This is a genomic window from Pseudomonas sp. FSO-7, from assembly GCF_059579345.1.
The window spans coordinates 540,289-558,397 of sequence record NZ_CM184193.1 but is presented as its reverse complement, the minus strand read 5'-3'; the positions used below and the strand labels follow the sequence as shown (position 1 = coordinate 558,397).

Genomic DNA, 18,109 nt, shown 5'->3' with positions numbered 1-18,109 from the left:
ATGGCACCCCAGGATATTGCGAACACCCTGGATCCACTGTGGGAGCGAGCTTGCTCGCGATAGCGGTGGGTCAGTGCCGGTGAGGTTGGCTGTGCTGCCGTCATCGCGAGCAAGCTCGCTCCCACAGGGTTTGGTGGTGTACCCAGATACTGCCGACACCCTGGTTCCCATAGGCATCAGGCCTGGCGCCGGTGTATCAGGTAGATCATCTTCACCCTGTTTGGAGCCCCCCAGCAGTCCGAGTGTCAAGCACGAACCTTGTGGCGAGGGAGCTTGCTCCCGCTGGGCTGCGCAGCAGACCACTCGTTCAGTGGATGTCTTTCTTCATCGCATTCGCGTGCAGGCGATGAACATCCGCCAGCCTAAGTGCAGGCAAAAAATCCTCCGCCATCGGCACCCCCTCACGCACGATGATCAGGAAACGTTTCTGAAGCGTATTGATGATCTCGTCGCCATTGCTCAAGCGGCTGCCGACCAGTGCGATGTTGCTATTGGCTTCCCCGGCGCCGGTGATGATCCGTGCCGTGCTGCCATCGGCATACACCACCTGGTCGCCTTTCTGCGCGGCGCGTACTTTCCAGCCATTATCCAAGGTGAACGTCAACGACGATGACACCTGCTGGATCGTTCCGCCGTCACGCGTCTGGCTACCCTCGGTGGCCACTCGATAAATAGCGATGGGCGGATGAGCTTCGACGAATGCTTTTTGTCGATTAACCCATGCCGCGACTTCTTCGCCATAACCCTCCAGTTGGCGTGGCTCCAAGTACAAGTCATCCAAATGACTGAGAGACTCACGGGAGATTTCGTTGGTGTAAGGGGCATCCAAAGATGAGTGCATTTTCAGGGGCCTTATTCATGGGCTTCAGGCTGCGCCCCCTTCCGCCGGGAGGGAGCACTGAGCCAGACGATCAGAGTGATGAATAAGACGTTGCAGCGCTGGCGAGTCGCAAGCCCAGCGGCGTGGTATCTGGAGCGAATAGGAAGTGTCGTAACCAGAAAAGCGCATTTTCCTACAGTCGAAAGGAGCCTGACGCAACGCCCATCCTGCCGCCCTTTTTCTGCCGCCCTCAATCGAAGCCACACTTTTTGCCTGTTGTCGGAACTGTCAACTCTGACAGTAGCGAGAGTGCTCGGAATAGCTTCAGGCTTCCAGGCGTCGACGCTCGATCCAACCGCTCGACCTTATGAGCTGTGATTCGCAGCCCATAAAATTAATTCGGCTCCAAACATGGATAAAAAATTGATAAACACAATAGCCTGGTCGGGCCGCGTACCCATGTCCCTCAAACAGCACGACACATTGCCTTCAGCGGAACCCAACAGCGTCGTTGTCGACGGTGCGACATTTACACATGCCTACGTATCCGTGAACGGTATTCGCCTCCACTACCTCGTGGGCGGTGATGGGGCACGCCCGATTTTGCTGGTGCATGGGTTTCCAGGCAGCTGGCGTAGCTGGGAACCCTTGATGGGCGCATTGGTGCATGCCGGTTTTACCCCCATCGTTCCGGATTATCGCGGCGCTGGCGAAACGGATATTTCAGTCGGTGGCTACGACAAAAAAAGCATGGCCCATGATCTGCACGAACTGATCACCCTTTTGAACATCAAGCAGGTCGATATCATTGGTCATGACATCGGTTTGATCATTGCCTACGCCTACGGGGCGCTTTATCCGGCTGAAACCGGGCGCATTGTGTTGATGGACGGATTTATTCCGGGCATTCCCGGATGGGAAGTTGCCTACAACGGGGATCCTGCGGCCGGCATTGCCAGCAAATGGCACTTTCGTTTCTTTGGCAAAGCGGCCCTCACCCTGATTCAAGGACAAGAGAAAACCTACCTGGACATGTTCTTCGATGACTTCGTACTCGCGCGCAACGCTAAAGTCAGTCACGCGGTGCGACAGGCGCTGGTGCAAGACTACTCCCGGCCTGGACGCATGGAAGCGGCTTTCAAGCTTTATTCCGCCTGGGTAGAGCAGGATGCGAATGACAACCTGGAATTTTCCAAGAACAAATTGACTGCTCCACTGCTCACCATCGGCGGGGACCACTCGAGAGGAAAGACCTTGGCCGAACAGGCCTTGTACATTGCGACGCAACCGCACTCATTGATATTGGTCGATACCGGGCATTGGGTGCTGGAGGAACAAACGCAGGCGACTCGCGAGGCGATTCTGGCGTTCTTCACAATCACCCAATGATCCGAAAGCGCCCACGTCATAGCCGCTCATTGATTGCTCTTACCCTATCGCCCCTCCCTGCATGCGGTAGCTATGTACCACCCACCCAAACTTTTCTTGAATAGGTTGTGCTGCCAACATTCCTCCAGGAAGAAAGCAGTGGAACGTCCCGCCTGAACAACGCCATCCCACGGCCTTCCAATGTGATGAGGCAACACCTGGATTACTGGTTCAGGAGAACCTTCCCTGCCTTGTCCGTGCGCACGCTGCGAGAAGAGACGATCCCGCCGGCGCTTTATGAACGACAGATCATGACAAGGTGTTTTTACATTCATTACCAACTTCAACTTTATGATGTCATCCGCGCCGACACTAACCACTCGGTAACTCCACCCCATCGGTCAACAACGCCACAAACGCCGCCGCCATCGGCGAACGCTGATCCTTGCGCTGTACCAGCCACACCGCCGACACCGCCGCCGGGTCGAGCAGCGGTCGATAGACCACGCCATCAATCCGCATGCGCTGGTAGGACGCCGGCAGTACCGAGACGCCCAGCCCCGCCGCAACCAAGCCAATGATGGTCATGGCCTCGCCGGCTTCCTGGGCGAAATGCGGGCTGAAGCCGGCGTCACGGGCCAGGCTCAGGAGTTGGGCGTAGAGGCCGCTGCCGTAGCTGCGGGGGAAGAACACGAACGGTTCCAGGGCCAAGGCCGAGAGGAACAGGCCGCCTTCATTGCCCTGGGCCAGGGGATGCTTGGCGCTGAGCACGGCCACCAGCGGTTCGCGGCTGAGTTCGATTTCCGTCAAGGTGTCGGGCAGCTGCAAGGGGCGCATGATGCCTACCTCGATCACTTCGTCGAGCAGTGCGTCGGCCACTTGGGTACTGCTCATTTCCCGCAGGTTCAGGTGCACCGCCGGGAAGCGTTGCCTGAAGGAAAAAATCGCCTGGGGAATGGTGGAATTGAATGGTGCCGAGGAGGTGAAGCCGATCTTCAGCTCGCCCAACTCCCCCAGTTGCGCACGGCGGGCCACGTCGGCGGCCTTGTCGACCTGGACCAACACCCGTCGCGCTTCTTCAAGGAACAACCGCCCGGCTTCGCTCAATTCGACTCGACGATTGGTACGCTCAAACAACCGTGCACCAATCTCCTGTTCCAGTGCCTGGATCTGCTGGCTCAACGGCGGCTGGGAGATGCCCAGGGCCAGCGCGGCGCGACCGAAATGCAGTTCTTCGGCAACGGCGATGAAGTAACGCAGGTGACGCAGTTCCATGGGTTATCCAATAGGTCGTTAAACATCTTAAACAGGTCGAATAATATATTGGATAGAAACATTAGCCGGCTATATGCTTTTTTCATTGCCTGCCTGATCGTGTCCTTGCGAGGTCCACCGTGAAAACTGCTGTCGCTCCATTGGCCCATGAAATCCCGCCGCGTGCGCAGGACGAGGTCGTCGCCGAACTCAAGGACATCTACATCGAGAAAGGCACGCCGATGTTCATGCGCACGGTGCTGGCGCTGTTCTGCGGCGGCTTTGCGACCTTCGCCCTGCTGTATTGCGTGCAACCGATGATGCCGCTGTTGTCCAGGGAGTTTTCCATCAACGCGGCGCAGAGCAGCCTGATCCTGTCGGTGGCGACCGGCCTGCTCGCCATCGGCCTGTTGATCACCGGTCCGATTTCCGACCGCATTGGCCGCAAGTCAGTGATGGTCACGGCGCTCTTCGCCGCGTCGGTGTGCACGATTGCCAGCGCCATGATGCCGACCTGGCAAGGCGTCCTGCTGCTGCGCGCCTTGGTCGGGCTGTCATTGAGCGGACTGGCAGCCGTTGCGATGACGTACCTGAGCGAAGAGATCCATCCCAAGCACATCGGCCTGGCGATGGGGCTGTATATCGCTGGCAACGCCATTGGCGGCATGTGCGGGCGCCTGATCACCGGGGTCTTGATCGACTTCGTCAGCTGGCACACCGCGATGCTGGTGATTGGCGGTCTGGCACTGATCGCGGCGGCGGTGTTCTGGCGGATTCTTCCCGAGTCACGCAACTTCCGTCCCCGTTCGCTGCACCCACGCAGCCTGCTGGACGGTTTCACCCTGCACTTTCGCGACGCCGGGTTGCCGCTGCTGTTCCTCGAAGCTTTCGTGCTGATGGGCGCGTTCGTGACGCTGTTCAACTACATCGGCTACCGCCTGCTGGCCGAGCCCTATCACCTGGACCAGGCCTTCGTCGGGTTGCTGTCGGTGGTGTATCTGTCGGGCATCTACAGCTCGGCCAAAGTCGGCGCACTGGCGGACAAACTCGGCCGTCGCAAAATGCTCTGGGCAACCATCGCGCTGATGCTGGCCGGCCTCGTGCTGACCATGGCCACGCCCCTGTGGCTGGTGATCCTGGGCATGTTGGTGTTCACCTTCGGCTTCTTCGGCGCCCATTCGGTCGCCAGCAGCTGGATCGGCCGCCGCGCCCTCAAGGCCAAGGGCCAGGCTTCGTCGCTTTATCTGTTCAGCTACTATGCCGGATCCAGCGTGGCGGGTACGGCGGGCGGCGTGGCGTGGCACCTGGGCGGCTGGAACGGGATCGGCCTGTTCATCGGTGGCTTGCTGGTGGTGGCGTTGCTGGTGGCGGTGAAACTGGCGAAGTTACCGTTGTTGCCGGGGAATGTGCAGGTCTAGCCATCGCGCAAGCCCGGTCCAAACTTGAGCCAGAGCACGTACTTTGTGGCGAGGGGATTTATCCCCGTTGGGTTGCGAAGCAGCCCCAAAACCGAACAGCAGTGCAACAGGTGAACCCTGCCAGCCGGGTTTACGACTGCTGTGCAGCCGAGCGGGGATAAATCCCCTCGCCACAAGGGAGTGTTATGCCACGGACTTAAAGACCGAACCCAATCCCGTGGCGAGGGAGCTTGCTCCCGCTGGGTTGCGAAGCAGCCCCAAAACCAGACACCGCGATGCAACAGGTGAACCCTGCAAACCGATTTACGACTGCTGTGCAGCCGAGCGGGGATAAATCCCCTCGCCACAAGGGAGTGTTATGCCACGGACTTAAAGACCGAACCCAATCCCGTGGCGAGGGAGCTTGCTCCCGCTGGGTTGCGAAGCAGCCCCAAAACCAGACACCGTGATGCAACAGGTGAACCCTGCAAACCGATTTACGACTGCTGCGCAGCCGAGCGGGGATAAATCCCCTCGCCACAAGGGAGTGTTATGCCACGGACTTAAAGACCGAACCCAATCCCGTGGCGAGGGAGCTTGCTCCCGCTGGGTTGCGAAGCAGCCCCACAACCAGACACCGCGATGCAACAGGTGAACCCTGCAAACCGATTTACGACTGCTGCACAGCCGAGCGGGAGCAAGCTCCCTCGCCACAGAGGCCTATGTGCCCCTGAACCCTGTGTGTCCTCCGAAAAAGCAGATCGCTGACCCACTCCCACCAACCCACAACGGCCCCTCATATCCTGGTCAAAACAGCTGTGTGTCATTGACGCAAAACCACCCGCGCACCCAACACACCATTCTCCACTTCCAGTGTCAGCGATCGCAGCACCGCGCCCTCTTGCTCCTGTTGATCCAACCAATGAAGCAACGCACTCGCATCGCCACTGACGGCGAGTCGCAACGAGTCGCCGTCGACCTCCATTTCCGCCACGTCCAAGCCCGCCGCGGTTGCACTTTCATTGACGCGTACCGACAAGGGCCGGGTGGCGGCAGTCGTGTTCCGGGTGGGTTCCGCGCGTTGGATCCGGGCACTCAGTTCAGCCTGTTGACGATGCTGTCGTTCGGCAATCTCCAACCGTTGCCGGGTCGGTTGCCAAATCGCGCTGTAGACCAGCGCCACCGACAACAACCCGGCAAGCCCCAGCAACAGCCCTTGCTCCCGGCGCGACAGGCTTCCCCAGGTCTGTTTCAAGACCCGCCATCCATTGACGTTCATCAACTGTTCTCCAGTGTGAGGATGGCCTGCACGCGGTTGTTCTGTTTGCTGGCGCTGCCCAGGGTGACGGGCAATCCGTTTTGCTGCCCGCGTTCACGCAGTTGTTCCAGTTCGACGAAACTGTTCGCCGTCAGTTGGATCTTCCAGCCTTCGCCTTCACGAAAATCGATGCGCTGCACCTCGACGTTGCTGGCACCAATGACCTGCTCGGTCAGACGGGTCAGACGCGCGACCTGAGTGTCGTGGCTTTGCCCGCGCCGGCTCTGCAGTGCCTGGAACTGCAGAGCCAGGTCGACGATCCGCTCCTGCCCGGGATACAGCGACCTGAATCGCTGCTCACTCTGGGCATACAAAAGCCGGGTTTCGCTTTCAAGAAAACGTACGCGGGCGTCGCAAAAGACCCAGGTGAGCACCAACAGGCCCAGCGCAGCCGCCGAAGCGCCACGCCATGGCAGCACTCGCCGGCGCCGACGGAACGCCCCTTGCAACAAGTCGATAGGACGCCCACCGGCATTCAAAATCCATTCATCGATACCCGGGCAATCGCGCTCTTCGTCCAGCCAGTGAATGTCCTCGGACAGGCCGGGCTTGAGCGTCGCCAAGGCCCGTACCGACAACGACACTCGCACCGGCAACCCTCCACCCAACAACCAACGCCCGAACCAGCGCACGCCCAATGCCTGGTCCTCAGCAAGCAGGTCGGCGTCGACATGCACCGCCCGCGTGTCGATGCCTTGCCCGGCGAGCAGCGCCAGCAGCGCCTGGAAGCGGGCACGTTCCGTCACCATCAGCGGATAGCGGTGCTGACGATCCCGCGGGCCGACGCTGATGTGCAGCGCTTCCAGGTTTTCACTCAGTTGTTCTTCAATGGCGAATGCCAGGGCCTGGGGCCGGGGCTGGCGTCGAGAGGGCCACGGATCGCTGCGCAACCAGCTGCACATTTCCATCGGCAACAGCACATCGACAGGCCGTCCGCTCAACTCGCCGGCCGCCTCGTGCAACGGCAGACGACGACGCTCGCCGGTGGGCGACCACACGCAACACGGCCAGTTGGCGCAAGGCGCGTCCAGGCCGTCGGCTGTCAGATAAAGCCAGGTTTTCATCAAGGTATCTCGCTGGGGCTGAAGGGTAAGAAACGTCGCTGACGAACCGTCCAGCGCCCGCTAGCAGAATCACGCTCGATATCCGAGGCCAGGCGCAGACGGCCGTCGGCATGGATCACGCTCACGGTGATTCGAAACCAGCGACTGCCCACCCCCAGCCCATGGCCGTTGAGGCCCACGCCGGACAGCAACGGGTCGTTGGTAAATGCCTGCACGCTGGCATAGGGCGCGTGGCGACGCTGGTTGACCAACGCCTGGGCGGCCCCGGCTTCCATGCCATCGAGGGTCATCAGCACGCGTTGCGCAGCGGTATTGATGTTCAGTCGCGCGTCCTTGGGCAGCAACACCACCCAGGGCTCCAGGCGCCGTAGCGTCTGGCCGTCGATGCCCGGCAACAGGCGCAGTTGACTCAACTCCTGGACCGGCCCGACCTGGGGCAACGACAGCGGCGGCAGATCCAGCAGAGTCAGCAAGCGAGTCCAGCGACCAAGGGTGACCTGATCGATTTGCCCCAGGGCCAACAGTCCATTGAGATTCAAACGCCCGGACAAATCCTCGATACCGATGTGCAACTCGGCGCCGTCCATTTCCAATACGGGCCCGAGCCGGGCCCAATCCTGGCTCAGGTCAACGGGCCCGGACGGCGTTATCCCACTGCTTTCCAATACCAGCCGCGCCCAGTCTTCCCCAGCCAATCCCAATTGCCGCAACTGGACCTGTTGCAGTTGCTGAGCGCTGCTGTGCAACAACAGGCGATGGCTGCGCAACAGCCCACCGACCAGCAGCAAGGCCAGGCTCAGCACCAGCAACACGCTGATCAACGCCACGCCGCGTTGGCGCTTCATGGCAACGCTTCCGGCAACAGCAGCACCCGACGGATCTGTTCGAAACGCCCCACCGATACGATCAACTCCAGCGCCAGTGGCGCGGTGCCGCTCGCGGTTTCGCCGCGCCAGCCCCGTTGCCGGTCGAACACCCGCCAGCCCAGGCTGTGGACGTCGTCGAGCAATTTCTGCCGCTGCATGAGCGTCGTGCCTTCGCCGACACTCTCGCGCCATAACGCGCCACCCTTGAGTCGATAGCTCACCGTTTGCCGTTCGCTGCGGGGCTGGTCCAGCGGGTTGCGCCAATGGCTGCGCTGCAGCCGCAAATGCCCGGGCGCGAGTACGACCGAGTCGATAACCGCCTGCCACACATCCCGTTCGATCACGCCGACAGCACGCTGCAAGGTCCTGATGTCGCGCTCATGCTGACCGGCTCCCTGCTGGGTCCGCACGACGCCATCGAACAGCCGCCAACTGGCCAGGCCGAGCAAGGCAAAAATGGCGATGGCGATGACCAGCTCCAACAAGGTGAAACCCGATTGCTTATTCATGGCGGCTGCGGATCCACCCGATGGTGCGGTGCGCGACGGTCGCGCTGTCGACGTGGCTGACCTGGATCTCGACCTGCAACAGGCGCCCATCACGGGCCGGGGCGATCCGCTGTTGCAAGGTCCAATCACGGCGATCCAGGTGCCGGCTCAGCCGCTGTTGTCCGGGCGGCGTGACGGCTTGCAGGCGCAGTTCGCTCAACTGATTGTCCGCCAGCCAGGCACCGAACAGACGGTCCTCGAGCCCCGCGCTCTGTTTGAGCACGAACTGGCTGGCCGAAAGCACGGCCGCCGCCAGCGTCGCGAAAATCGCCAGGGCGATCATCACCTCCAGCAACGTGAATCCCTGGCAACCGACAGCCTGCCTGCGCGCGTTACTCATCGATCAGCGGCTCCGCCAGACCATCGCTCGACACCCGGGCAATCGTCTGCCCTGCGACGTTGATGAGCAGCCTGAACGGGCTGATCTCATCACTGCTGAGCATCAGCAGCTGCGGTGGGCCTTGCACGTCATCGAGGCGCAGGACATGACCCTCCTGCTCCAACCCGAGTCTTAGACCCTCGGGCAATCGATGCAACGCCGACACCGCCGTCCAGTCCCGGGCTTGGAGTCGCAACACCTGATAACCGCCAGGCTGCACGCGCACACCGTATTCCTGCCCGTCCAACACCGCCCGCTCGCGCAACTGCTGCACCACCGCGACAAAGCCCCGGGCTTGCTGGCGGGCTTCACGCGCCGGGCTCGGCCCCGTGGCGAAGCGGACCATGCCCGCCAGGACACCAATCAAGACGATAACGATCATCAGCTCCAACAAGGTGAAGCCCCGGCAACCACGCAGCATGGTCACTCGGCCCAATTGCCGATGTCGGCCGCCATCCCTTCACCACCCGACACGCCATCGGCGCCCAGAGAGTAGAGGTCGTAGCTGCCATCGACGGATTTGCGCCCCGGATTGAGGTACTGGTAGGGCGTGCCCCAGGGATCGACCGGCAGGCTTTTCAGATACCCCTGGGGGTTCCAGTTCCGCGCTGCGGGCGTGCCGGACGGGCGCTTGCTCAACGCCTCCAGGCCTTGTTGGGTCGAGGGGTACTGAAAGTTGTCGAGGCGGTACATTTCAAGGGCCGTGGCGATCGCCTGGAGATCGGTGCGGGCGGCTGTGACCTTGGCCTGGTCGGGTCGGCTCATGAACTGCGGCACCACGATGGCGCCCAGCACGCCAATGATGACCACCACCACCATGATCTCGATCAGGGTAAAGCCGCGTTGTTGATGGCGTGCAGGTCGGTTGCTTTGGAGTTTCATCGGTCAATTCACCAATTGGTTGAGGCTCAGGATCGGTAGGAGGATGGCCATGACGATCAGCAGCACGACGCCGCCCATCAGCACCAACATGGCCGGTTCGAAAAGGCTCACCACCAGCGCGATGCGCGCCGCGAGGCTGGCTTCCTGTTGTTCGGCGGCCCGGGCCAGCATGTTGTCGAGTTCGCCGGCCCGTTCGCCGCTGGCGATCATGTGCAGCATCAGCGGCGGAATATCACCGCCCTGCTCCAGGCCACGGGTCAGGGTTCCGCCCTCGCGGACCGAACGGGCGACATCGGCCATGCGCGCGCGGATCGTCAGGTTGCCGATCACCTGCGCGGCGATGTGCAAGGCGTCCACCAGCGGCACGGCGCTTTTGCTCAGGATCGCCAAGGTGCTGGCGAATCGGGCCGCTTCCATCGCCCGCAGCACCTCGCCCAACAGCGGCAGCCGCAGCAACAAACGGTGCCAGCGCAGGCGCCAGGCCGGTTGGCGCAGGCTCCAGCGCCACAGCCCGAACAGCCCGGCCAGCACGCCCAGCAGCAACAGGCCATGGCGGCGCAAGCCTTCGCTCACGACGATCAGCGCCTGGGTCAGCCAGGGCAACGGCTGGCCGCTGTCGATGAAAATCTTCACCACATCCGGCACCACGTAACCCAGCAGGAAGGCGACAATCGCGACACAAGCCAGCATCAGGATCAGCGGGTACACCAACGCCAGTTGAATGCGCTGGCGCGAGGCCTGGCGCGCCTGGGTGTAACTCGCCAGCTGTTCCAACACCTGGCCCAGGTGACCGGACTGCTCGCCCGCCGCGACCGTGGCGCAGAACAGCTCAGGAAAGGCCTGGGGAAAGGCCCTCAGTGCCGTCGCCAGCGCGTGGCCTTCCATCACCCGGCTGCGCACCGCCGCCAGCAGGTGGGCGACGCACCGCTTCTGGCTCTGTTGCGCCACCGCCCGCAACGACTCTTCGAGGGGCAGGCCGGCCTGGATCAAGGTGGACAGCTGCAACGTCAGCAACGCCAGGTCCGCCGGCCCTAAACGCCCCCCGGCCTGGCGCCCACCCAAGGCTCGCGGTTCCTTGGCCTCAGTCAGTTCGCTGGGCAACAAGCCGCGCTCGCGCAGCAATTGGCGAGCATGACGGGGACTGTCGGCTTCCACGCGCCCCCTGCAGCGTCGGCCCTGGGTGTTCTCGGCCCGATAATCGAAGGTCGGCATGGCGCTAATCCTCCTGGGTAATGCGCAGTAATTCGTCGACGCTGGTCAGGCCTTCCAGCACTCGCTGGCGGCCGTCCTGGAACAGGCTGCGGGAGGTCTTGCGGGCCTCGGCGGCCAGCGCCTGCTCGGTGGCGCCCTGGTGGATCAGCTGCGACAGGGCGGCGCTGACATTCACCAGCTCATAGATGCCGAAGCGTCCGCGATAGCCTTTCTGGCATTGCTCGCAGCCCTGGGCCTTGAACAACCGGGGCGCGGCATCGGGGTCGAGGCCCAGGCGCCGGCAGGTGGCGGCGTCGGCCACATAGGCCGCCTTGCAGGACGGGCACAGGCAGCGCAACAAACGCTGGGCGACGATGCCGGCCAGGGACGACGCCAGCAGATACGCGTCCACGCCCATGTCCACCAGCCGCGTGACCGCGCCGACGGCGGTGTTGGTGTGCAGGGTCGAGAGCACCAGGTGCCCGGTCAGCGACGCCTGGACGGCGATTTCAGCGGTCTCGCGATCACGTATTTCACCGACCATCACCACGTCCGGGTCCTGGCGCAAAATGGCCCGCAAGCCGCGGGCGAAGGTCATGTCGACTTTCGGGTTGACCGGCATCTGGCCGATGCCCGGCAGGTGATATTCGATGGGGTCTTCGACGGTGAGAATGTTGCGGCTCTGGTCATTGATGCTGCTCAGCGCCGCGTACAGGCTGGTGGTCTTCCCCGACCCCGTGGGCCCGGTGACCAACACGATGCCGTGGGGCTTGCCAAGCAACCGGCGCAGGCTCGCCAGGGTGTCGTCGGGCAGGCCCAGGCGCTGCAGGTCCAGGCGCCCGGCCTGCTTGTCGAGCAGGCGCAACACCACCCGCTCGCCATGGGCCGACGGCAGGGTGGAGACCCGCACATCGACCTCGTGGCCGGCCAGGCGCAACGCCATCCGGCCGTCCTGGGGCACGCGTTTTTCGGCGATGTCCAGGCGCGCCATGACCTTGATCCGCGACACCAGCAGGTTCGCCAGTTCCCGGCGCGGACGGAGCATTTCCTGCAACTGCCCGTCGATGCGCATGCGCACCGACAGGTATTGCTCGAACGTTTCCAGGTGCACATCCGAGGCGTGTTCGCGGACCGCCTCGCTGAGCAGGGCATTGATCAGGCGGATGATCGGCGCATCGCCCTGCTGCTCCAGCAGGTCAGTGGTCTGCGGCATCTGGTCGGCCAGGCTGAGCAGATCCAGCTCCTCGTCCAAGCCTTGGGCCACCTGCTCGGCAGCGCTCTGGCCCTGGCGATAGACGCTGGCCAGGCGCGCAGCGAACGGCGCCGGTTCCAGCACTTGGATCGGCAAGTCCCGCCCACACAGGCGCCGCACTTCGGCCAAGGCCGTCAGCGGCGTGTCGCGGCGCATGACCAGGCTCAACGTTGGCCCGGCGCCTTCCAGCAGCACGCCCAGGCGCCTGGCGAAACCGAACGGCAACGGGGCCTGGGGGTCAGTCACAAGGCACCCGAACGCTGCTGCGGATCGGTCGTCGATGCATCCGTGGATGACTCGAACAACTGATGGGCATCCCGGGGCAGCAGCAGCGAATTGTTTTTCCGCGAGCCAGGCTTGCTCAGCTCCCGGAGCGCGTCGTAGCGCTGGCGGCTGACCTCGGCCAGGTCTTCGCTGCTGCGCACGATGGTCGGGCGCAGGAACACCATCAGGTTGCTTTTGGTCTGGGTGTCGCGGGTCCAGCGAAACAGCGCGCCCAGGTACGGAATGCTGCGCAGCAGCGGCACGCCGCTTTGCTGGGTGCGGACACTGTCGCGGATCAAGCCACCGATTACGATGATCTCGCCATCGTCCGCCAGGATCGTGCTCTTCAAGGCGCGCTTGTTGGTGATCAGGTCAGAGGAATCCACGCCGGAGACCGAAGGCGCGATGTCCGACACTTCCTGCTCGACTTCCAGGCGCAAGGTCGAGCCTTCGTTGATGTAGGGCTTGACCTTGAGGCTGATGCCGACATCCTTGCGCTCAACGGTGGTGAACGGATTGTCCGCGCCGTTGCCGCTGGTGGCGTAGGAACCGGTCTTGAACGGGACGTTCTGGCCCACGATGATTTCCGCTTCCTGGTTATCCAGGGTCAGCAGGCTGGGGGTGGACAGCAGGTTGCTGTGGGCATTGCTCGCCAGTGCCGAGACCAGCGCACTGAAGCGATCGCTGCCCAGCCGCAGGAAGGCACCTTCAGTCTTTTTATCCAGCTTGTTGAGGTCCAGCCCGATGATCGGGATGTCGGTCCCCGGAAAGTTGATGGCCCCTGTCGCGCTGCCGCTTTTGAGCCCCCACTGCACCCCCAGCGCTTCGGCGATATCGCCGGTGACCTCGACGATGGCCGCATGAATGAGCACCTGGGCCCGGGGCTGGTCCAATTCACGGACGATGTTTTCAATGGTGCGGACCTGGGCCGGTTCGGCGATCAACACCAAAGCATTCTGGCTTTCGTCGGCCTTGATCATGAACGGGCTGGCGCTGGCACTTTCCCGCAGGCCGGTCTGTGCCGGCGTGGTTTTCCTGTCCTGACCGACCGCCTCCAGCACCTCGGCCAATTGCTTGGCATCGCTATGGCGCAGGCGGATGACTCGGGCGTTGTCCTGGGAGGCGGCGGCCGGGACATCCAGGCTCCGCGCCAGATCGACCAGGCGCTGGCGCACCGCCGGAGCGCCAATGATCACCAGCCGATTACTGCGGGCATCGGCGATCACCACGCCTGCCGTGTCACCCTCGCGCTTGCCGCCGGAGGCTTCCATCAGCGGCGCGATGTCCCCGGCCAAAGCGTGCTGCAACCGCACCACCCCATGATTGCGGTTGCGCCCAGAATCCAGCTGCCGCACCACCCCGGCGATGCGCTGGACATTGGCGGCGGTGTCGGTGACCACCAGGGCGTTGGACGATACCGAAGGGCCGACGTAACCATTGGCCGATACCAGGGGCCGGACCAACCCGGCGACATCGGCCGCGATGCTCGATTGCAGGTCGAGGACACGGGTGACGAACTGCGACGGCGTGGCGCCTTGTTCGTCGGCGATACCCGCGCGCGTCTTGGCATCGCTGACCGGCGTGATCAGGATCCGCTCGCCCTCATCGATCACGGTAAAGTTATGCGCATCGAGTACCGAATAGAACAACCGCCGCACGCCTTCGCGGTCCAGCGCCCCGCGGGACATGACGGTGATACGCCCCGACACGCGGGGATCGAGCACCACGGTCTTGCCCAGGATCGCGGAGAACTCCTCGACCACGTCGCGCAGTTCCGCGTTGTTCATCGCCAGTTGCCACTGAGCCTCCTCGGCCTGCAGCGAACCGGCGGGCGTCAGCAGGCACGACGCCGCGAGGCAGAACAGGACGCGTGAAACACGGCCCCGGATAAAGCTGTTCATGAATTCGATCACTCTGATTGCCCGGCCACCGGGCGTAGGTATTGCAGGGACTGAAGCGCGGCATGGCGCCCGTCTTCGTGGCCCAGCCGACGCAACAAGGGCTTGGCCGCGGGTTGCAGGGACAACCGCTCTTCACGTCCATTGCGCCACAACGTCACATGGCTGGCCTCGACCCGGCGCAGCACGCTGCCACCGGGCAAGCGCTCACCCACTTGGTAAATGCGCGGGCCGGCGGCGTCCGCCAGCAAGGCTCGCGACAAACCCTGGCCGGCGACAAAACTGGCTTGCAACGTAATCGGCTCGGCGCTCGGCGCCTGGGCAACTGCAGGCGCCAGGCCGAGCACGGTCACCACCGCTTGGACGTTGGGCAGGTCGCGAGCCGGCGCCGCTGGCGAGTCGGTCACCACTGGCACGTCACGGCCCAATGCCTGGCGAAAACGCCACTCCTGCCCGGCCAGGAATATCCCGTAGAGCAGCGGCACGAGCACCAGCACCCGCCTGGAGTCATGGATAGACATAACTGCGTTCTCGTCTGAAGGCCCCAGGCAACCCGTGCGGATCGCCCGGGGCCATGCCTGTCAGGACTTACAGCTGGTCCCAGGCGTTTTGCCACGACGCACCGACACCCGGCTCGAAACCGTTCGACGTCGGGCTGTACTGCTTGCAGTAGCCGGACGCAGGGAACGGCTTGCACTCGTAGACTTCGTCAGTCTTGGGCTGCAGCACTTTCGTGCCGGCGGTGTAGTCGCTGATGCCTTCAGGGAACACGAAGTCGTACTCGATGCCTACGCCCTCGCCGGTCAGGGTGACCGTTCGGGTCTCCTGGCGCGTGGTACGGCCGTCTTCGGTGGTGCCCACCAGCGTCAAGGTGTGCGCGCCAGGGGCGGCGCCGCGCACGTCCAGGCTCAGGGCGGTATTGCCTTCGCCTGCGGTCTGCACGATACCCACCTGCTTGTTCTTCTCATCGAACAACGTGGCTTCAAGGTTCATCCTGCGGTTTGTCTGCACGGTGAGCGCCATGCTGACCCGACCTTTGTCGAGTACGTACTCTGGCTGCAGAGAGGACAGTTCCATGCTGGCGTTGGCGTCTTCGCGCATGTCCAGTTGCACTTCATAGCGGGTCACACCGCTTTCCTCCTGGGCATACAGGCTGTTGGCGCCCTTGACCGGCGTGATGTTGTCGTCTTCGTCACGGATACCGGCACGAATGAGCGGCTGGGCGCTGTTGAGGGCCTCGGCCAGTTTGAGCGACCAGTTTTCAGCCTTGCCTTCCTCAGCGTTGTCGATGCTGATTTCCACGCTGTACGCGGCATTTTCGCCGGTGGCGGAGAATGCCCGAGCCTTGACCTTGTCACCCGCCAACAGCTGGGTCGATGGCGCAATTCTGCCCACCGGCGACCAGCCGCCCGGCAGAGCGGCTTCGGCGAGGATGTTCACATCGATCGGGTCGTAGAACGCGTTATCAGTGTCGGCCACCGTCCAGACCCCCAGGATGACGTGATGACCCGTCTTGCTGTCGGGAATGACGCAATTGTGCGGGGCGCCGCCTACCGGAACTTGATTACCGCCATCCACCGTGCAGAACGGCGTGCTGTCGAACGAGGCACGCTTGAGCACTTCGTTCGGGTTCCAGCCGTCGCGTGTAATGAAGTATTGGTGTCTGGTCGCTGGATGCGCCGCGGAGTATTGCCATTGAAAGGTGATGTTGCGGTCATTGATTTCGGTCAGATGCCAGCGCGTGGCCGACTGGGCATCAAGCGCAGAAAAGTTGGCATTGCCGCCGCTGGCGATTTTACCGTCGATAGGACCTTGCAGCGGCGCACCACCGGCGCCATTCGGGAAGCCCTTGAAGGTTTCGCCGGTACTCTGTGGCTCGTATTGCGCGCCGCCGCAGTTCAGGTTGACGCCTTTCTGGCACAACAGTGCACGTGAAGGCGGTACATCGACGAAACCATGGGCCACAACACTTTGGGAAGTCGCCATGGCCGACAACAGAACTAATGAGGACGCACACCCTGTTAATACATTGCGCTTGTTGAAGTTGTTCTTCATATAAATTCCAGACTAGTCATCAAAAATGAAAGACGTATCACCGTCCTCTTGAAAGGTGCGCCAGGCCGCCCAGCGCCTGCCCTTGCAAGTGCCCGGAACCTTATAGAAAGTTACAGATTCCATGTGTAGGACAAATCTCTCAACTCAGAAGGAATGATCTCTGAATCAATTCCCCCTACATAACTTACGAAACTTCCTACGAATAAAAACAACTATCAAAAAGAAGACAAACAAACATAAACAAATACGCCAGAAAGAATAATCGGCGGGCTTTATGTCAGACCGTTAAACAAGCGAGCAATAAAAAGCCCGTCCGGCACAGGTCCGGACAGGCTGGGTGACAGGGGCCGCAATCAGACGTGATATTGCGCCGACAGCTCATGCACTGCCCGCAGGAAAGCGCCGGCGTGTTCCGGGTCAACTTCCGGGGTGATGCCATGGCCAAGGTTGAACACATGGCCGCTGCCACTGCCGTAGCTGGCCAGGATGCGCCCGACTTCAGCGCGGATGGCTTCAGGCTTGGCGTAGAGCACGGTGGGGTCCATGTTGCCTTGCAGGGCGACCTTGTGACCGACACGCTCGCGGGCGTTGCCGATGTCGCAGGTCCAGTCCAGGCCCAAGGCGTCGGCGCCGGCCTCGGCGATGCTTTCCAGCCACAGGCCACCATTCTTGGTGAACAGGATCACCGGGACTTGGCGACCTTCGTGCTCGCGGATCAGGCCGCTGACGATCTTGCGCATGTAGGCCAGAGAAAACTCCTGGTATGCCGCCGCCGACAGGTTGCCGCCCCAGGTATCGAAGATCTGCACCGCTTGCGCGCCGGCCAGGATCTGGCCGTTGAGGTAGGACGTGACCGACTGGGCCAGCTTGTCCAGCAACAGGTGCATGGCTTGCGGGTTGTCGTAGAGCATCGCCTTGGTCTTGCGGAAGTCTTTCGACGAACCGCCTTCGACCATGTAGGTCGCGAGGGTCCACGGGCTGCCGGAGAAGCCGATCAGCGGCACGCGACCGTTGAGTTCACGGCGAATGGTGCTGACCGCGTCCATGACGTAGCCCAGGTCCTTCTGCGGATCGGGAATCGGCAGGGCCTCGATGTCGGCCAGGGTGCTGACGACTTTCTTGAAGCGCGGGCCTTCGCCGGTCTCGAAGTACAAGCCCTGGCCCATGGCGTCGGGAATGGTGAGGATGTCGGAGAACAGGATCGCCGCGTCCAACTGCGGATAACGGTCCAGCGGCTGCATCGTGACTTCGCAGGCGAACTGGGGGTTCATGCACAGGCTCATGAAGTCACCGGCCTTGGCGCGGCTGGCGCGGTACTCCGGCAGATAGCGACCGGCCTGGCGCATCATCCATACGGGGGTGACGTCCACGGGTTGCTTGAGCAGGGCGCGAAGGAAACGGTCGTTCTTCAGGGCAGTCATGTCGGCATCCGGAAAAAAAGTGCGGGCATTTTCTCAGAGCGCGACGCAAAAGGCACGGCAAGAGCCGTGCCTTTTATCTATCGGGGCAATTTGTCGCGGTATCAGGGAACACCAAAAATCAGTGTGGGAGCG

At 62.4% G+C, this 18,109-nt stretch carries 17 protein-coding genes; 2 read left to right on the top strand and 15 right to left on the bottom strand.

Features of this window, described 5'->3' with window-relative positions; genetic code table 11:
• Positions 1–307: 307 nt before the first annotated feature.
• On the bottom strand, positions 308–841 hold the full coding sequence (locus AC515T_RS02415; RefSeq protein WP_496531298.1) for a hypothetical protein: 534 nt from the start codon (positions 839–841) through the stop codon (positions 308–310).
• Positions 842–1,231: 390 nt separating this feature from the next.
• Between AC515T_RS02415 and AC515T_RS02410 the strand changes: the two genes are divergently transcribed.
• Positions 1,232–2,209 carry an alpha/beta fold hydrolase gene (locus tag AC515T_RS02410; RefSeq protein ID WP_496531297.1) on the top strand — a complete coding sequence of 326 codons (978 nt, stop codon included), beginning with the start codon at positions 1,232–1,234 and terminating at the stop codon, positions 2,207–2,209.
• Positions 2,210–2,560: 351 nt separating this feature from the next.
• On the opposite strand, the gene AC515T_RS02405 is transcribed toward AC515T_RS02410, so the two are convergent.
• On the bottom strand, positions 2,561–3,463 hold the full coding sequence (locus AC515T_RS02405; RefSeq protein ID WP_496531296.1) for a LysR family transcriptional regulator: 903 nt from the start codon (positions 3,461–3,463) through the stop codon (positions 2,561–2,563).
• Between the two features lie 140 nt (positions 3,464–3,603).
• Here AC515T_RS02405 and AC515T_RS02400 point away from each other — a divergent pair, with 140 nt between their 5' ends.
• A complete protein-coding gene (locus AC515T_RS02400; RefSeq protein ID WP_496533063.1) occupies positions 3,604–4,860 on the top strand; it encodes an MFS transporter in 1,257 nt (418 codons plus the stop codon).
• Between the two features lie 802 nt (positions 4,861–5,662).
• On the opposite strand, the gene AC515T_RS02395 is transcribed toward AC515T_RS02400, so the two are convergent.
• The 13 genes from AC515T_RS02395 to hemE form a co-directional block, all read right to left on the bottom strand.
• Positions 5,663–6,118, bottom strand: a complete 456-nt coding sequence (locus AC515T_RS02395; RefSeq protein WP_496531295.1) for a type II secretion system protein M — start codon at positions 6,116–6,118, stop codon at positions 5,663–5,665.
• The gene (gene gspL / locus AC515T_RS02390) at positions 6,118–7,221 is read right to left on the bottom strand and encodes a type II secretion system protein GspL (RefSeq protein ID WP_496531294.1); all 1,104 of its coding nucleotides are present in this window, start codon (positions 7,219–7,221) and stop codon (positions 6,118–6,120) included. The genes AC515T_RS02395 and gspL overlap by 1 nt, the downstream gene beginning before the upstream one ends.
• Positions 7,221–8,066, bottom strand: a complete 846-nt coding sequence (locus tag AC515T_RS02385) for a type II secretion system protein GspK (protein WP_496531293.1) — start codon at positions 8,064–8,066, stop codon at positions 7,221–7,223. Before AC515T_RS02385 ends, gspL begins: the two co-directional genes overlap by 1 nt.
• On the bottom strand, positions 8,063–8,596 hold the full coding sequence (locus AC515T_RS02380; RefSeq protein WP_496531292.1) for a type II secretion system protein GspJ: 534 nt from the start codon (positions 8,594–8,596) through the stop codon (positions 8,063–8,065). Before AC515T_RS02380 ends, AC515T_RS02385 begins: the two co-directional genes overlap by 4 nt.
• Positions 8,589–8,975, bottom strand: a complete 387-nt coding sequence (gspI, locus tag AC515T_RS02375) for a type II secretion system minor pseudopilin GspI (protein ID WP_496531291.1) — start codon at positions 8,973–8,975, stop codon at positions 8,589–8,591. The genes AC515T_RS02380 and gspI overlap by 8 nt, the downstream gene beginning before the upstream one ends.
• Complete coding sequence (gspH, locus tag AC515T_RS02370) at positions 8,968–9,435, bottom strand: type II secretion system minor pseudopilin GspH (protein WP_496531290.1); 468 nt, start codon at positions 9,433–9,435, stop codon at positions 8,968–8,970. The genes gspI and gspH overlap by 8 nt, the downstream gene beginning before the upstream one ends.
• A 2-nt stretch (positions 9,436–9,437) precedes the next feature.
• Positions 9,438–9,896, bottom strand: coding sequence for a type II secretion system major pseudopilin GspG (gspG, locus tag AC515T_RS02365; protein WP_496531289.1), 459 nt, complete (start codon positions 9,894–9,896; stop codon positions 9,438–9,440).
• Positions 9,897–9,899: 3 nt separating this feature from the next.
• Positions 9,900–11,108, bottom strand: coding sequence for a type II secretion system inner membrane protein GspF (gene gspF, locus AC515T_RS02360; RefSeq protein ID WP_496531288.1), 1,209 nt, complete (start codon positions 11,106–11,108; stop codon positions 9,900–9,902).
• 4 nt (positions 11,109–11,112) lie between these two features.
• Positions 11,113–12,585 (bottom strand): type II secretion system ATPase GspE, encoded by a 1,473-nt coding sequence (gspE, locus tag AC515T_RS02355; protein WP_496531287.1) that lies wholly within the window; start codon positions 12,583–12,585, stop codon positions 11,113–11,115.
• Complete coding sequence (gene gspD / locus AC515T_RS02350) at positions 12,582–14,504, bottom strand: type II secretion system secretin GspD (protein ID WP_496531286.1); 1,923 nt, start codon at positions 14,502–14,504, stop codon at positions 12,582–12,584. The genes gspE and gspD overlap by 4 nt, the downstream gene beginning before the upstream one ends.
• Before the next feature lie 8 nt (positions 14,505–14,512).
• The gene (locus tag AC515T_RS02345; RefSeq protein WP_496531285.1) at positions 14,513–15,022 is read right to left on the bottom strand and encodes a type II secretion system protein N; all 510 of its coding nucleotides are present in this window, start codon (positions 15,020–15,022) and stop codon (positions 14,513–14,515) included.
• A gap of 67 nt (positions 15,023–15,089) precedes the next feature.
• The gene (gene gbpA / locus AC515T_RS02340; protein WP_496531284.1) at positions 15,090–16,556 is read right to left on the bottom strand and encodes an N-acetylglucosamine-binding protein GbpA; all 1,467 of its coding nucleotides are present in this window, start codon (positions 16,554–16,556) and stop codon (positions 15,090–15,092) included.
• Between the two features lie 353 nt (positions 16,557–16,909).
• A complete protein-coding gene (gene hemE / locus AC515T_RS02335) occupies positions 16,910–17,977 on the bottom strand; it encodes a uroporphyrinogen decarboxylase (RefSeq protein ID WP_496531283.1) in 1,068 nt (355 codons plus the stop codon).
• Between the last annotated feature and the right edge of the window lie 132 nt (positions 17,978–18,109).

Excerpts from the sequence above, each read along its gene's own strand:
- hemE (WP_496531283.1), bottom strand. The coding sequence starts at position 17,977 with ATGACTGCCCTGAAGAACGACCGTTTCCTTCGCGCCCTGCTCAAGCAA.
- gspG (WP_496531289.1), bottom strand. The coding sequence starts at position 9,896 with ATGAAACTCCAAAGCAACCGACCTGCACGCCATCAACAACGCGGCTTT.
- AC515T_RS02410 (WP_496531297.1), top strand. The coding sequence starts at position 1,232 with ATGGATAAAAAATTGATAAACACAATAGCCTGGTCGGGCCGCGTACCC.
- gspF (WP_496531288.1), bottom strand. The coding sequence starts at position 11,108 with ATGCCGACCTTCGATTATCGGGCCGAGAACACCCAGGGCCGACGCTGC.
- AC515T_RS02385 (WP_496531293.1), bottom strand. The coding sequence starts at position 8,066 with ATGAAGCGCCAACGCGGCGTGGCGTTGATCAGCGTGTTGCTGGTGCTG.
- gspH (WP_496531290.1), bottom strand. The coding sequence starts at position 9,435 with ATGCTGCGTGGTTGCCGGGGCTTCACCTTGTTGGAGCTGATGATCGTT.
- AC515T_RS02415 (WP_496531298.1), bottom strand. The coding sequence starts at position 841 with ATGCACTCATCTTTGGATGCCCCTTACACCAACGAAATCTCCCGTGAG.
- gbpA (WP_496531284.1), bottom strand. The coding sequence starts at position 16,556 with ATGAAGAACAACTTCAACAAGCGCAATGTATTAACAGGGTGTGCGTCC.
- AC515T_RS02345 (WP_496531285.1), bottom strand. The coding sequence starts at position 15,022 with ATGTCTATCCATGACTCCAGGCGGGTGCTGGTGCTCGTGCCGCTGCTC.
- gspD (WP_496531286.1), bottom strand. The coding sequence starts at position 14,504 with ATGAACAGCTTTATCCGGGGCCGTGTTTCACGCGTCCTGTTCTGCCTC.
- gspI (WP_496531291.1), bottom strand. The coding sequence starts at position 8,975 with ATGAGTAACGCGCGCAGGCAGGCTGTCGGTTGCCAGGGATTCACGTTG.
- AC515T_RS02395 (WP_496531295.1), bottom strand. The coding sequence starts at position 6,118 with ATGAACGTCAATGGATGGCGGGTCTTGAAACAGACCTGGGGAAGCCTG.
- gspL (WP_496531294.1), bottom strand. The coding sequence starts at position 7,221 with ATGAAAACCTGGCTTTATCTGACAGCCGACGGCCTGGACGCGCCTTGC.
- AC515T_RS02380 (WP_496531292.1), bottom strand. The coding sequence starts at position 8,596 with ATGAATAAGCAATCGGGTTTCACCTTGTTGGAGCTGGTCATCGCCATC.
- AC515T_RS02405 (WP_496531296.1), bottom strand. The coding sequence starts at position 3,463 with ATGGAACTGCGTCACCTGCGTTACTTCATCGCCGTTGCCGAAGAACTG.